Annotated in this window: 6 protein-coding genes; 4 read left to right on the forward strand and 2 right to left on the reverse strand. The window is 70.1% G+C overall.

The window, feature by feature from the left end:
• Positions 1-199: 199 nt before the first annotated feature.
• Positions 200-11,056: a fibronectin type III domain-containing protein gene (locus ACOGI8_RS07560; RefSeq protein ID WP_419856256.1), complete on the forward strand. Its 10,857-nt coding sequence runs from the start codon at positions 200-202 to the stop codon at positions 11,054-11,056.
• 96 nt (positions 11,057-11,152) lie between these two features.
• Here ACOGI8_RS07560 and ACOGI8_RS07565 read toward each other — a convergent pair whose 3' ends face one another.
• Positions 11,153-11,770 (reverse strand): histidine phosphatase family protein, encoded by a 618-nt coding sequence (locus ACOGI8_RS07565; RefSeq protein ID WP_419856257.1) that lies wholly within the window; start codon positions 11,768-11,770, stop codon positions 11,153-11,155.
• Positions 11,771-11,849: 79 nt separating this feature from the next.
• Here ACOGI8_RS07565 and pyk point away from each other — a divergent pair, with 79 nt between their 5' ends.
• Positions 11,850-13,283 carry a pyruvate kinase gene (pyk, locus tag ACOGI8_RS07570; protein ID WP_419856258.1) on the forward strand — a complete coding sequence of 478 codons (1,434 nt, stop codon included), beginning with the start codon at positions 11,850-11,852 and terminating at the stop codon, positions 13,281-13,283.
• 16 nt (positions 13,284-13,299) lie between these two features.
• Here pyk and ACOGI8_RS07575 read toward each other — a convergent pair whose 3' ends face one another.
• The gene (locus ACOGI8_RS07575) at positions 13,300-13,611 is read right to left on the reverse strand and encodes a hypothetical protein (protein ID WP_419856259.1); all 312 of its coding nucleotides are present in this window, start codon (positions 13,609-13,611) and stop codon (positions 13,300-13,302) included.
• 113 nt (positions 13,612-13,724) lie between these two features.
• On the opposite strand from ACOGI8_RS07575, the gene ACOGI8_RS07580 reads away from it, so the two are divergent.
• Both ACOGI8_RS07580 and mobA read left to right on the forward strand, forming a co-directional pair.
• Entirely contained in the window at positions 13,725-14,189 is a 465-nt protein-coding gene (locus tag ACOGI8_RS07580; protein ID WP_419856260.1) for a DUF3151 family protein, read from the forward strand.
• Positions 14,186-14,764, forward strand: a complete 579-nt coding sequence (gene mobA, locus ACOGI8_RS07585) for a molybdenum cofactor guanylyltransferase (RefSeq protein WP_419856261.1) — start codon at positions 14,186-14,188, stop codon at positions 14,762-14,764. Before ACOGI8_RS07580 ends, mobA begins: the two co-directional genes overlap by 4 nt.
• Positions 14,765-14,767: the final 3 nt, after the last annotated feature.

Here is a 14,767-nt window from a genome sequence, read left to right on the forward strand (position 1 = left end):
GCTAGGACCCTCTTCGTGTCTCAGGCGTGTCTCCCCCTCATCCAAGAGCATGCCTCCTAGATTCCGGGGGAAGCCCACAACCTGAACTGATCGGGGTGCTCCATTGCTATTGCTGGACCACCGGAGCGAGTCTCTCGTATCCTCCTCGACCATGACTTTCGCTTCTCGCGTCCCAACCACGGCCGCGGCACCTGGACCAATGCCGGGGGGGGTAAAGCCCGTCCGCTCGGCAGTCCTCGCCGCACTGGTGGTGGCCCTGCTTCTGCCGCTCTTGGCTCAACCCGCGGCGGCCCAGCAGCAGCCTGATACTCCCTCCGGTCTGGCCCTGGTGCCGGGCGACGGAGCGTTGACAGTCAGCTGGAATCCCCAGCCTGGGCTGCGCCACTTCGTGCGATGGAGCGTGCCGGGGTCGGGTGTCTGGTCGAACCCGGTGAGCTTGAGCAGCGGCGGGGTGCAGCAGAGGGGCGTGCTGGCCGCCCAGGGTGCCTCGTCGTACCGGATAACCGGGCTGACCAACGGGCAGATGTACGCCGTGCATGTGCGGGCTTCGGCCGGTGCGTCGCTGATCGTGGCCAGCGAATTCACGCGTGTATTCGGCACTCCCGCGGCGGAGCAGTCACCCGGCGTGGTCGCGACTCCGGCCGGGCTGACCGTCGCCGAGGGCGCCGGCGGCCAGTACAGGCTCGCCCTGACCAGCGCGCCCTCCCACGACGTCACCGTCACGCTGGCGAGCGCCGACGAGGGGGCCGTGACCGTCGCCCCCTCGTCGCTGGTCTTCACCTCTGTCGACTGGGGCATCGCCCAGCCGGTGACCGTCACCGGCGTGGCCGACAGCGACAACGATGACGAAGTCGTCAACATCAGCCACACCTTCACCAGCGACGACAGCGACTACTCCGGCCTGGTGCCGGGCACGGCGACCGTGTCGGTGGACGACGACGAGCCGTCCGGCGACGCCGTCCTCAGCGGGCTGGAGCTGTCCGCCGCCGGCCGGGGGATCGGCTTCGCCTCTGCCACGACCGACTACGCCGTGAGCGTCCACAACAGCGTCGCCTCCACCACCGTGACGGCCACGGCCCGCCACGGGGGAGCGACGATTCAGGCAGGACTGGCGGGCGCGACGGCGCCGGCGACCAGCGGCGCGGCCAGCCGCGCCATTCCGCTGAGCGTCGGCAGCAACGTGATCAAGGTGGTGGTGACCGCGGAGAGCGGCGCCGCGACCACCTACACGGTGACGGTGAGACGGGAGGCGTCCAACGAGGCCGGTCCCCGCAACCCGCGGCTGATATCGGGCACCGGGCAGCTGACGCTGCTCTGGGACCACGCCGACCCGACCATCACGCCCGACCCGCAGGATGCGGGCGACGAGTTGAACGGGTACAAGATCCGCTGGAGCGCTGCCGGTTCCGGACAGTGGTCGAACCCGACGGGCGAGCACGGCGAGAGGTTGCGGCACAGCGAACCGACGGAATACACGATTCGGGGCCTCACCGACCGCACGAGGTACGCAGTCCACATCGCATCGGTGGGCAGCAGTTCGTGGACGAAGGTGTTCGCGGTGCCCGCGCCCCGGCCGGCCCCGGACGGAATGACCCTGACGCCAGGCGACGGGGAGCTGACGCTCACCTGGGAGCGGCCAGACGACGATCCGTTTCATGTCGTGCGCTGGCGCGAGGCCGGATCGGGCTCGTGGCTCAACCCCGCGGGCACCAGCATCGCAGGCGCCCAGGCCAACGGCGTGTTGATCGAGCCGGGCACGGCCGTGTACAGGATCACGGGCCTCGCCAACGACACGGAGTACGAGGTTCAGCTCAAGGCCCGGCCCGACTCCGGGCGCGACGAGCAGTCGGGCAGCGTGTCCACTGCGGGATCGGAGTGGGCAATGGCATCGGCCACGCCGGCCTCCTCGGCGAAGACGTACTCCATCGCCGACACGGTCGTCCGGGAAGGCGACGACGCGACCCTCACCGTCACTCTGAGCCGTCCGGCTCCTACCGGCGGGGTGGTCTTCAGCGTCGCTGCCGATTTCAGCGGCTCGGCCTCCGCGTCCGATGCCGGCATCGCGCCGCTCGCGGTGACCGTGGCCGAGGGCCTCCGCAGCGTCTCGTTCATCATCCCCGTCATCGCCGACTCAGAGGTCGAAGCGGCGGAGACCTTCAGCGTCACCGTGGTCCCCTACGCCGCGGGCTGGACGGCCGCGGCTTCAGCCGCGAAAGGGCGGCGCGCCGACACCGCGACCGTGACCATCGTCGGGCCCGACGCCACGGTGACCCCGACCTCGCTCGCCGTGGATGAGGGCGCCACCGCCACCTACACCATCGCGCTCACCAGCGCGCCCACCCACGACGTGGTCGTCACCCCCGCCAGCGGCGACGCCGACGCCGTAACAGTCAGCCCAGCGTCGCTGACCTTCACGCCTTCGGACTGGCACACGGCGCAGCCGGTGACCGTCAGCGGCGCCAAGGACACCGACAGCGACGACGAGAGCGTGTCGGTCACCCACACCGTCACCAGCGACGACACCGCCTACAGCAGCCTGACGCCGGCATCGGTCTCGGTGACCGTCGCCGACGCCGGCGTGGCGGTGGTGGCCGACCTGACCTCGCTCGCGCTGGATGAGGGCGCCACCGCCACCTACACCATCGCGCTCACCAGCGCGCCCGCCCACGACGTGGTCGTCACCCCGGTCAGCGGCGACGCGGCCGCTGCCACCGTGAGCGGCGCGTTGACCTTCACCGCCAGCACCTGGCAGACGCCGCAGCCGGTGACCGTCACCGGCGTCGAGGACACCGACAGCGACGACGAGAGCGTCACCGTCACCCACACCATCACCAGCGACGACACCGCCTACAGCAGCTTGACGGCACCGACGGTGAGCGTGGCCGTGACAGACAAGGCGAATCTGGCCGCAGACGCCACCCTGGGCGCCCTCGAGCTGTCGGCCGCAAGCGGGGGCATCGGTTTCGCTTCCGCGACCACCCTCTACACCACGCGAGTCCACCAGAGCGTCACCTCGACGACGGTGACGGCCACGGCCCACCACCCGGCGGCGACCATGACGGTGAGCCTGCGGGGAGGAACCCCCGCGCCGCTGGCCGACGGCGCGGCCGGCGACCCCATCGCGCTGAGTCCCGGCAGCAACATCATCGAGGTTGCGGTCGCCGCACCCAACGGTGCCGCCAAGACCTACACGGTGGAGGTGTTCAGGGAGCGCAGCGCCCAGTCCTACCCCCGCAACGCGCGGCTGATATCGGGTTCGGAGCGGCTCACGCTGGTGTGGGACCGGCCCTCCGGCTCTGCCCCAGACCCCTTGTATGCCATCCGCTGGCGCAGAGCCGACTCGGGCGGGTGGCTGAACCCGCGCGGCGTCGCTGGGGTGACCTTCAGTGTGGTCGCCTCCAGCCCGGCGGAGTACGCGATATCCGGCCTGTCGAACGGCAGGATGTACGCGGTCCAGATCAGGGAGAGTGCGTACAGCCCGTGGGTGGAGGTGTTCGGAGTCCCCGGCACGCTCGACAAGCCCACGGGCGTGACGCTGACGCCCGGCGACGGCGAGTTGACCATCGCCTGGGACGCTCCGCCCGATGACGTGTACCACGCCGTGCAATGGCGGTGCGCGGACATAGATGTGCCCGGGTGCCGGAACCAATCCTCAAAGAGCATCTTGGGCACTCCGGACAACGGTGTGCCGGTCGAGCCGGGCGCAACCTCCTACACCATCACGGGGCTGGTCAACGCCCGGCAATACGTCGTCTTCGTCAAGGCGCGTCCCTCCGCGGGCCAAGGCGAGGCCCTCGGCCGCGCATCCAGCGTGGGTACGGCGTGGGCGGAAGTGCGCGGCGCTCCCGCCGCCGGGACCAAGGCCTACTCCCTCAGCGGAGCGACAGCCCGCGAGGGCAGCGACGCCGTGCTGGCGGTCACCCTGAGCGAGGCCGCGCCGTCCGGCGGCCTCCCCTTCAGCATCGCGGCCGACTTCTCCGGCACTGCCTCCGTCGGCGACGCCGGCAACGTTCCGCTCAGCGTGACGGTGCCCGCGGGCACCCGCCGCGCCGCCTTCGTCATCGCTGCCCTCGCCGACGCCGAGGCCGAGAGCAGCGAAGCCTTCACCGTCGCCGTCGCCACCGAGGCGGAGGGCTGGACGGCTGCCTCGCCGGGCGCGGCCTCCGCCACGGTTACCATTGTCGACGCCCCGGCTGCCGCGCCCCAGGTCTCGCTGGCCGATGCCGCCATCGAGGTCGACGAGGGCGCAGGCTCTGCGACCGTGACCGTGCAGGTCGCCGGCAGCAATCCCCGCGCTGCCGAGGTCACCCTGACGGTGGCCGACGGCACCGCCACCCGGGGATCGGACTACGGCGGTGACTCGACCATCACGGTCTTCGTGCCCGCCGGTGTGAACGGCGCCACCGCGGCACTGGGCATCCCGATCGCCGACGATGCCGACGAAGAGGACGACGAGACATTCACCGTGACCATCACCGGGGTCTCCGACGGTCACAGCATCGGCAGCCCCAAAACGGCCACTGTCACCATCGCCGCCAACGACGAGCCACCGGGTGTGACCGTCGACCCGACCACCCTGGCGGTGCTGCGCGGTCACCAGGCGACCTACACGGTCGCGCTCGACACCAAGCCCGCCGATGTCGTGACCATCTACCCCACGAGCTCCAACCCGCAGGCCGTGCGACTCAGCGGTGCCCTGTTCTTCTACCCGTCGAGTTGGGACATCCCCCAGACCGTCACCGTTGAGGGCCTCAAGAAGACCGACCAGAGCTTCACCATCACCCATCGGGTCAGCAGCAGGGACAGCGCGTACTCGGGCATCACGGTGGACTCTGTCTCCGCCACGGTGAAGGTCCGCACCTTCTCCATCGACGATGTGGCGACAGACGAGAGCGAGCACGCGGAGCTGGTCATCACCCTCAGCGACCCCGCGCCCCCCGGCGGCGTGACCTTCGGCGTCGCCGTGACCTACCCCGGCACGAACCCCGCGTCGGCGCAGGATCTGGGCACGCCGCTGCCGAGCACCGCGACCGTCGCCGACGGCGAGACCACGGCGCGGATCACCGTGCCCATCGCCGACGACGACTTCGTGGAGAACAGCGAGACCTTCAGGGTGACCGTGTCCACCAGCGCGCCGGGCTGGTGGAAGAAGGGGAACGGCGCAGCCATCGCCACGGTGACCATTGCCGACGACGACGAGGCAGGTGTGACCGTCACAGCGCAGGATCCCATGAGCCTGCGCGAGGGCGGCAGCAGCAGCACCTACACCGTCGTGCTCGACGCCGAACCCGTCAGCAGCGTGACCATCACGCCCACGAGCTCCGACCCGCAGGCCGTGCGAAGCAGCGGCGCGGTGACCTTCCAGCCGTCGGAGTGGGACAAGCCCAAGACCATCACCGTCTACGCCGTACAAGACGACGACAACCTCGATGAGCAAGTCACCATCAACCACGCCGCCTCCGGCTCTGTCGGCTGGACCACCCTGGCCGTCGACTCCGTCAACGTCGAAGTTGCCGACGACGAGCCCGGCGTGGTCGTCACCGCGCAGGATCCCGTGAACCTGACCGAGGGCGGCAGCAGCACCTACACGGTCGTCCTCAAGGCCCGGCCCGCGAGGGCTTTGAGGATCATTCCCACGAGCTCCGACCCGCAGGCCGTGCGAACCAGCGGCACGGTGACCTTCCAGCCGTCGGAGTGGGACAAGCCCAAGACCATCACCGTCTACGCCCTGCAGGACGACGACAACCTCGACGAGCAGGTCACCATCAGCCACGTCGCCCGCGGCTCTGTCGGCTGGACCACCCTGGCCGTCGACTCCGTTGCCGTCGAGGTCGCCGACGACGAGCCGAAGTCGGCCGACGCATCTTTGGCGTCGCTGTCGCTGTCGGCCGGCGGCGCCACCCGCGACATCACCCAGTTCGGCGGCGCCACCGACCTCGCCTGGGCAGTGAAGTTCGACACCACCAGCCTGACCGTGACGCCGGTGACCGCCCACGCGCACGCCCGGGTGACGGTGGACGGCACCGCGGTCGCCAGCGGCGAGGCGAGCGGCGCGCTCACCCTGAGTCCGGGCGCCAACGCCATCGAGGTGGTGGTGACGGCCCAAGACGGCACCGCCGTCACCTACACGGTGACGGTGACCCGGCATGCAGCGCCGTCCAAGCTGACGCTGACCGCGGCCAATGCTTCGGAGAGCGAGGGCGTCGGCACCGTGACGGTCACCGCCACGCTGGACAACCCGGCGGGCTCGAGCGGCGTGGCGGTCGCGCTGACCGCGGCGAGCGGGAGCTCGGCAACCGCCGGCGAGGACTTCACCCTGCCCGGCCAGTTCACCATCGCGGCGGGCAGGACGGTCGCCACCGCCGAGGTCAAGGTCGTCGACGACGCCGTCGAAGAGGACGACGAGTCGATGGTGCTCGGCGCTGCCACCGCGGCCGGCATCGCGGTCACCGGCGTCACCGTGGAGATCACCGACAACGACACTGCGGCGCTGGTGATTGCCGCGCCGTCGCTGCTGCGGGCGACCGAGGGCGGCACGGCCGCCTACCACGTCGCGCTGGGCAGCGAGCCCGCTGCCGCCGTCACCGTCACGCCGGTCAGCGCGGACCCGGCCGTCGTCACCGTGAGCGGCGCCCTGACCTTCGACGCGCAGAACTGGAAGACGCCCCAGCCGGTGACCGTCACCGGCGTGAAGGCTGCTGACGCCGCCGTCTCCATCACCCATACCGTCACCAGCGACGACCCCAAGTACGCCGGGTTGGCCTCTGATCCGCTGAGCGCCGTCGTGGAGGACGCCGCCGCCGGCGATGCGGCCCTCGTCTCGTTGGAGCTGTCCGCCGCTCCGGGCAGCATCGGCTTCGCCGCTGCCGTGCCCGTCTACTCGGTCAGCGCGCATCACAGCTTCTCGTCCACCACGGTCACGGCCACAGCCCGCCGGCTCGGCGCGACGATGACCGCAGGACTGCGGGGCGGGACGGCTCAAGCGCTGGCCAACGGCGTCGCCAGCGGTCCCATACCCCTCAGCCCCGGCCAGAACTTCATCGACGTGGTGGTGTCGGCACCGGACGGCACCGAGAAGACCTATGTCGCCGTGGTGACCCGGGAAGAGGCCGGCGAGGCCGCTGCGCGCAACGTGCGCCTGATACCGGGCGACGGCAGGCTGACCGTGGTCTGGGACCACGCCGACCCGACCAGGGCGCCCAGCTCCGACCCCCTCGACCGGTACAACCTGCGCTGGAGCGTGCCCGGCTCGGGCCGGTGGCTGAACCCCAAGGGGCCACTAGGCGACGGTCATCCGCACAACGAGCGGACCGAGTACACCATCTCCGGCCTCTCCAACGGCACCGAGTACGCGGTCCAGATTCAGGCCATGGACAGCACCGAGGGGCAGCAGTCGGCCAGCACTAGACCGTGGGTGAAGGTGTTCGGCACTCCCGACACGCTCGATGCGCCCACCGGCGTGACGGTGACCCCCGGCGACGGCGAATTGAGCATCGCGTGGGACGCTCCGCCCGACGACGTGTACCACGCCGTGCGCTGGCGGTGCACCGACCGCCAGGACGCCTCGTGCCTGAACCCGCTCGCCGACAGCATCCTGGGCGACCAAGGCAACGGCGTGCTGGTCGAGCCGGGCGCGACCTCCTACACCATCACCGGGCTGACCAACGCCCAGCAGTACACCGTCGAGGTCAAGGCGCGTCCCTCCGCGGGCCACGGCGAGTACAAGGGCCCCTCCAGCGCAGGCTCGTCGTGGGTGGCGGTGAGCGGCACGCCCGCGGCCGGGGCCAAGACCTACTCCCTCAGCGGCGCCAAGGTGCGCGAGGGCGGCGACACCGTGCTGGCAGTGGCCCTGAGCGAGGCCGCGCCCTCCGGCGGGGTCGCCTTCAGCATTGTGCCCGACTTCGCAGCAACGGCCTCTGAGGACGATGTCGGCAACATTCCGGTCAGCGTGACGGTGCCCGCGGGTGCCCGCCGTGCCACGTTCGCCGTCCCCATCGGGCGCGATCAGAGCAGCGAGGGCGATGAGACCTTCGCCGTCACCGTCACCGCCCAGGTCCCCGGCTGGACGGCCGCCTCGCCGGGCGCCGGCTCCGCCACGGTGACCATCGTCGACGGCCCGACCACGGTGCCCGCTGCCTCGCTGACCGTCACCGCGGTCGAAGTCCGCGAGGACGCGGGCCACGTGTCGCTGACCGTGCAGGTGCCCAGTCACAACCCCACTGCCGCCGAGGTCACCCTGACGTTGGCCGACGGCACCGCCGCCCGGGGATCGGACTATCGCGGCAGCAGCACGGTCACGGTCGTCGTGCCCGCAGGGCTGAAGGGCGACACAGCGGAGTTGTCCATCCCGATCATCGGCGACACCGACAGGGAGGACGACGAGACCTTCACGGTGACCATCACCGGAGTCTCCGACGGCCACAGCGTCGGCAGTCCCGACGCGGCCACCGTCACCATCGCCGACTGGACAGCCGGCATGACGTTCGACCAGTCCGCCTTGGAGGTGCCCTCAGGCGCCAGTGTCACCTACACCATCGTGCTCGACGCCGAGCCCCGCCGGGCCGTGACCATCACGCCCACAAGCTCCGACCCGCAGTCCGTGCGAGTCAGCGGCCCGGTGACCTTCCTCCCGTCGCAGTGGAATGTCCCCAAGACCGTCACCGTCTACGGCATCAAGGCGTCCGACCAGAGCATCACCATCGCCCACCGCTCCAGCAGCGTGGACCCCCGCTACGACGGCGAGACCGCGTCACTCGCAGTGACCGCGGCCGAGGGCAAGTCCACCGACGCCACCCTGAGCGCGCTGCTGCTGTCGGCGGGCGCCATCGCCCCGGACTTCGGTGCCGGGATCACCTCCTACACCCTCAGCGTGCCCAACAGCACCGCCTCCACCACAGTGACCGCGACGGTGGCCGCCACCGGCAAGGCCACGCTCAAGGCCGGCTTGCAAGGATCGCTTGCCGCTGCGGTGAGCGGCCAGGCCACCAGCGCGATCAGCCTGAGCGCCGGCGCCAACACCGTCGAGGTGGAGGTGACCGCCGAGGACGGCAGCACCGAGACCTACGCGGTCACGGTCACCAGGGGCGGCACCGGTGTGCCCGGCGCCCCGGCCGGGCTGAGCGCCCGAGCCGCTGTCACCGCACTGAACGTGTCGTGGCAGCCGCCCGCCGACGTCGGCGCCAACGCCATCGACGGCTACGACGTGCAGTACAAGACCACCGCCGCCGCCGACCAGACCGCTGCCACGGCCGGCGATCCCTCCACCGGCTGGGTGGACGCCGGCCACAGCGGCACGGCCACTGCCGCCACCGTCTCCGGGCTCGCCAACGGCACCTCCTACGACGTCCGGGTGCGGGCCACCAACGGCGTCGCCCCGGGCGGGGCCTGGGCCACCGCCTCGGGCACGCCGTCCTCGCCGCCGATCTGGATCACCGAGGCCGTCGCGGGCGGCCCCGGCGAGCTCGTGGTCAAGTGGTCGAGGGGTCCCGGCGTGGACACGGGCTACCACTGGCGTTGGAGGGTCAAGTCCCCTCAGGGTCCGTGGCTTCCCAGCGCCCAGGGAGAGGGGAGCTTCAGGACGCGGGGAGTGACGCTTACCGGCCTCGCCGAGGGCGAGACCTATGAGGTGCAGGTGAATGGGGTTGCTTGGAGGAGCATCGGCTCGCCCACGCCGTGGAGTCCCATCGCGCAGGGCACCGCGGGCGAGGCGGCCGAGCCCAAGACCTTCTCGGTCACTTCCGCAGTGACGGCTGCGGAGGGCGAGGAGGCTGAGCTTTCCATCACGCTGAGCGAGGCCGCTCCCACCGGAGGCGTCGAGTTCGATGTGACAGTGACCTACGGCAGCGACGCGGACGGCGCCGACTCGGGCGACGTGACCCCGCCTGGGGCCACCGTGACCGTCGGGAGCGGCGAGACCAGCGCCACGGTGTCGATTCCCATCGCGCGAGACACCGGCGAGGAGGACGACGAGACGTTCACCGTCGCCTTCGCTCCCGCCGGAACCGGCGCGTCCGAATGGGCCGAGAGCTCCGTCGGCGCCGGGACGGCGACGGTGACCATCACCGACACGACCGAGACGGTGAGGTTCAAGCGCACCAAGGTCAAGATGGACGAGACCCGCGACGGGCCCAACCACACGGTCAGGATCACGCGCACTGGCGACGTCACCAGGCCGGTGGAGGTGACCCTCACCTTCACCAGCGGCACGGCCGCCTCCCCGGACGACTACAGGGCCTACGAGGGCAGCCGGCGCACGGTGACGATCGCGGGCGGCAAGCGGCACCGGGATGTGCTGATGCCGATCGTCAACGACAAGGTCGCCGAGGACACCGAGACGTTCACGGTGACGCTGACCACATCCACGAGCGGTTACGCCGTGGGCGACTCCCTCGTGGTCAAGATCGTCGACGACGACATCGCCGGGGTTGTGGTGCGCCAGACCGCGCTGACCGTGGATGAGAAGGAGACGGTCACCTACAAGCTGAAGCTGGCCACCAAGCCCACTCACAATGTGACGATCACCGCGACCAGCAGCGACCCCGAGCAGGCATTGCTGGGACGCGAACCGGCCAAGACGCGCACCTTCACCCCCGAGAACTGGAACAAGGCCCAGACCTTGACCGTCCGCGCCAAGCCGGTCGGCGACGCCGGCGTCACCATCAGCCACACCGCCGTCAGCGACGACCCCAGCTACGACCGCATCGCCATCGACCCGGTGGCCGTGACGATTGCGAACGTGCTCGACCTTCCTGACGCCGTGAACAACCTGCAGTTCTCGGTCGAGGGAACCAGCGTCACGGTGACTTGGACCGCGCCCGACACCCCCGACCAGGTCAGCCGTTACTACGTCAAGGTCATGCCCGCCGACGGCAGCGCAGTCGAAGCGAACGAAAGGCTCAGGCGACCCCAGGCTGCGGGCGAGCAGATGTCGGAGACGTTCGGGAACCTGGTCCCCGGCGCGACCTACAAGATCAGCGTGCGAGCCGTCGGCACGGAAACCTCGGACAAGGGCGAGCGAACCTGGACCGAGGAGTTCACCGTGCCGCCAGCCGCATAGGCACCCGACCGGCACGAATGGAGTGCGTCTGCTGGCGAGTGCCGATGTGTATCGCGATGATGCGCACCGCAGGTTGTCGAATGCTGAGCGAGCGGGCTAGAGGCCGATGGCAAGGTCTGGGCGGCCTCGCAGGTGGGTGCGCTCGTTGACTGAGAGCACGCTGCGGTGACCGTGGCTTGATGCGAAGACTCGGGTGACCGACGTGTAGTCCACGTCGAACTTCAAGAAAGCGTCCGGATCGAAGCCGAGGCAGCGAGCCAGATACGCATTCACGACGCCGCCGTGGCACGCCAGCGCGACCCGCTGGCTGCGGTGGTCGGCGACTATCCGGTCGACCGCCTCGTTGACCGTCGCGATGAACTGGGCCGTGCGTTCGGCGTCGCCGAACGATCCGGTCGCCAGCTCGTCCCACCGTTCCCGATCAGTCTCCTTCAGCACCTCCATCGGCACGTAGGCGGGGGAGTCACGGTCGAATTCGCTCAGCCCCTCGCGCACCGTCGGCTGCAGGCCGGTCACCTCACCGATGGCCTCGGCGGTCTGCAGTGCCCGCCGCATCGGGCTGCTGTACAGGGCATCGACGCCCATCTCGGCGAGCCATCCCGCGATCGCCGCAGCCTGCTGCTGGCCGATCTCCGACAGGGGCGGGTCCGCGGGCTGCCCGTCGTGTCGCACGACTCGTTCGGGCTGGCCGTGGCGGACGAAGACGAGTTCCACGGCGGGTGACCCTAGAGGGCGAACGCGTCGCCCCAATCGATGGCTGAGCGCCTTGACGGGAGCGGTACCGTGGTAGCACATGGCAAGACGGACCAAGATCATCGCCAGCGTCGGGCCAGCCTGCAACGACGAGGCGACCATGACGGCCATGATCGGAGCGGGCGTCGACGTCTGGCGTCTCGGGCTGGCCCACGGCACGCTCGACGAGCAGGTCGAGACGTTCCGGCGGCTGCGTGCCGTATCGGCAGAATCCGGGCGGCACATCGGGATTCTCGTAGACCTGCCGGGTCCCAAGGTGCGCTGCAAACCGTTCCCCGAAGGCGGCTGCGACGTCACTGAGGAGGCCGTGCTTTCGCTTGCCATCGACGGAGACGCCAGCACGGCGGATCGGATCGTGGTCGACTACGAGGGCCTGCTGACCGACGTGGGCCCTGGCGACCAGCTGTCGTTCGGCGACGGCAACGTCGTGCTGGTGGTGGAGGACCGCGCCTCCAATGCACTCAAGACGCGTGTCCTGCACGGGGGCCATCTCGAAGGCCGGCCGGGCCTGCATGTCGACTCGTCCAAACTGCGCATCAGCACGCCGACGCCTCAGGATCTGAAGCTGGCTGACACGTTCATCGACTTGGGCACCGACATGGTTGCTCTGTCGTTCGTCCGCTCGGCGCATGACATGCGGCGCTTGGGCGTCGAGCCTCACCCCCGCGGCCCGCTGCTGGTGGCCAAGATCGAGACCAACGCCGCTGTAGAGAACCTTGACGGGATCATCGAGTCGTCCTCGGCAGTCATGGTGGCGCGTGGCGACCTTGGCGCTGAGTGCGATATCGAGGAATTGCCTCACTTGCAGAAGCGGATTATCGAGGCCTGTGTCGCACACGGCCGACCGGCTATCACCGCGACACAGATGCTGGAGTCGCTGCTGCACTCGCCGGTGCCGACACGGGCGGAGGCCTCCGATATAGCGAACGCGGTGTTCGACGGCACGTCCGCTGTGATGCTGAGCGGCGAGACGGCCATCGGCCACGATCCCGTGAATGCCGTGCGCACCATGGCTCGCATCACCGAGCGAGCCGACGAACGTTTCGACTACGAGGCGTGGTGGAACCGTCTGCTGTCGGTGCGCAGGCTGGACGAACGCGCGGCTGACTACCTGCGGGTGACCGACGGCATCACGCAATCGGCGTCGAGACTGGCCACCGAGCTGGGCGCACAAGCCATCATCTGCCTGAGCCGCTCGGGGTTCACTGCCCGCAGCATGGCCAGGTTCCGCCCGTCGATGCCGCTGCTGGGCCTGACGCCCGAGCCTCGCACCGCGATGCAGCTCTCGCTGTCGTGGGGGACGCGCCCGCTTGTCTTCGGCGAACGCCTGACCCCGGCCGAGTCGGCACTTGAGGCAGTGCATGCGGCGACGCGTACCGGAGTAGTGCGAAGCGGCGACATGGTGGTGGTGGTGTCGGGGTCGAGCCCCGAGTCGCACGCCACCGACAACCTGCGCGCCATGCGAGTGCCCTGACGGAGGCTGAGCCCCCCTAACCGGTGTCGATGTCGATATCGACGTCGATGCGGGAGGGGTCGATGCGGTCGGGCCCGCACAGTGGATTCTGTGGCACCTCCACCTGGCGGCCGAAAACCTCGCACGAGCAGGTGTCCTGGCAGTCGCGCAAGCCGGACCATTGCACGGCCAGCACTACTGCGCCGCCCACCAGCACCACCGAGACAAGCACGGCCACCATCAGCCGGCGTATCAACCGAAGCGCAACAAAGGCCGCTGCAGCCAGAGCAGCGATCCCGCTGACCAGAGCGATGCTCAGGCGGTCGGCGTCGAGCCATTCGGGCAGCACTCCATCAGAGAGTACGCAGCGTCGCTGCAGTGCCCGTGGACCGCTCCCGGGCCGGCGCCAAGGCGCTCAGTAGAGTCGAAGTGGCTCTTACGACGCTCCACGAGGTTTCACACATGGCGGCCACACCCATAGACCTTCGTCCGGGCGGCCTGCCCGAGACGGTGCTGGACCCGGCGCCTCCGGACGCCATTGCGGCATTCGAAGCGGCGATGGCACAGCCGGTGGCCGAGCGGGGCGCTGCGCTGTCGGGGGTGGCAGCCCGCTGGCCGCGGCTGCTGGAGGCATGGGCGGAGCTGGGGCGCAAGGCGGCGAGCGAGGGCCGCCACATCGAGGCCTACGCCTACTGCCGGGTGGGGTACCACCGGGGGCTCGACGCGCTGCGCGCCGCCGGATGGCGGGGGAGCGGCTACGTCCGCTGGGCGGAGCCCACCAACAGCGGCTTCTTGTGGTCGCTGCTCGGCCTGGGGCGCTGCGCTGCTGCCATCGGCGAGCACGACGAGGCCGACCGGTGCGCCGGTTTCCTGATGCAGCTCGACCCCGGAGGCGAGCCCCCGACAGGCGAGTGGCCGCAGGCGTGAAGCCTGCCGGCGTCGTGCTGTGCGGCGGCGCTTCCACGCGCATGGGCAACGACAAGGCCGGCCTTGAACTGGCGGGCCAACCCCTGGCCTTGTGGGTCGCCGGTGCCCTTTCGGCCGCGGGCGCGGACCCTGTCGTGGCGCAAGGCGGCAATCCTCCGCCGCCGCTCGTGGCCGAACCCGACAGCTCGCCACGAGCCGGACCGCTCTCGGCCCTGATCGATGCGCTGGAGCGCCACCGCGATGTGCTCGTCTGCCCGACCGATGTGCCGACAGTGCCGGCCGAGCTGCTTGCCACCCTGGTTGAACGCGCCCACAGCACGCGCGCGCCGGTGGTGTTGGCTCGCAGTGACCGCCCGGAGCCACTCATCGGCCACTACGCCCACGAATCGCTCTCGATGCTGCGAGCGGGCCTGCAGGCCGGTGCGCGCGGGCCGAGGGAGGCCTTCGACATCGAGAGCGTCCCGACCGTGCCGGTGAACCCGTCCGATGTTCTGAACGTGAACACGCCCGCCGATCTCGTCGCCGCCGAAGCGGTCTTGGCGGCTCGTGAAGCGGCCCAGTCGGAAGCGGGCTGACGC

This window comes from Candidatus Poriferisodalis sp. (assembly GCF_965204195.1).
Classification (GTDB): Bacteria; Actinomycetota; Acidimicrobiia; order Acidimicrobiales; family Poriferisodalaceae; genus Poriferisodalis.

What these genes read in the sequence shown, in the direction of transcription:
- pyk (WP_419856258.1), top strand. Translation starts at nt 11,850, where the DNA reads ATGGCAAGACGGACCAAGATCATCGCCAGCGTCGGGCCAGCCTGCAAC.
- ACOGI8_RS07560 (WP_419856256.1), top strand. Translation starts at nt 200, where the DNA reads ATGCCGGGGGGGGTAAAGCCCGTCCGCTCGGCAGTCCTCGCCGCACTG.
- ACOGI8_RS07580 (WP_419856260.1), top strand. Translation starts at nt 13,725, where the DNA reads ATGGCGGCCACACCCATAGACCTTCGTCCGGGCGGCCTGCCCGAGACG.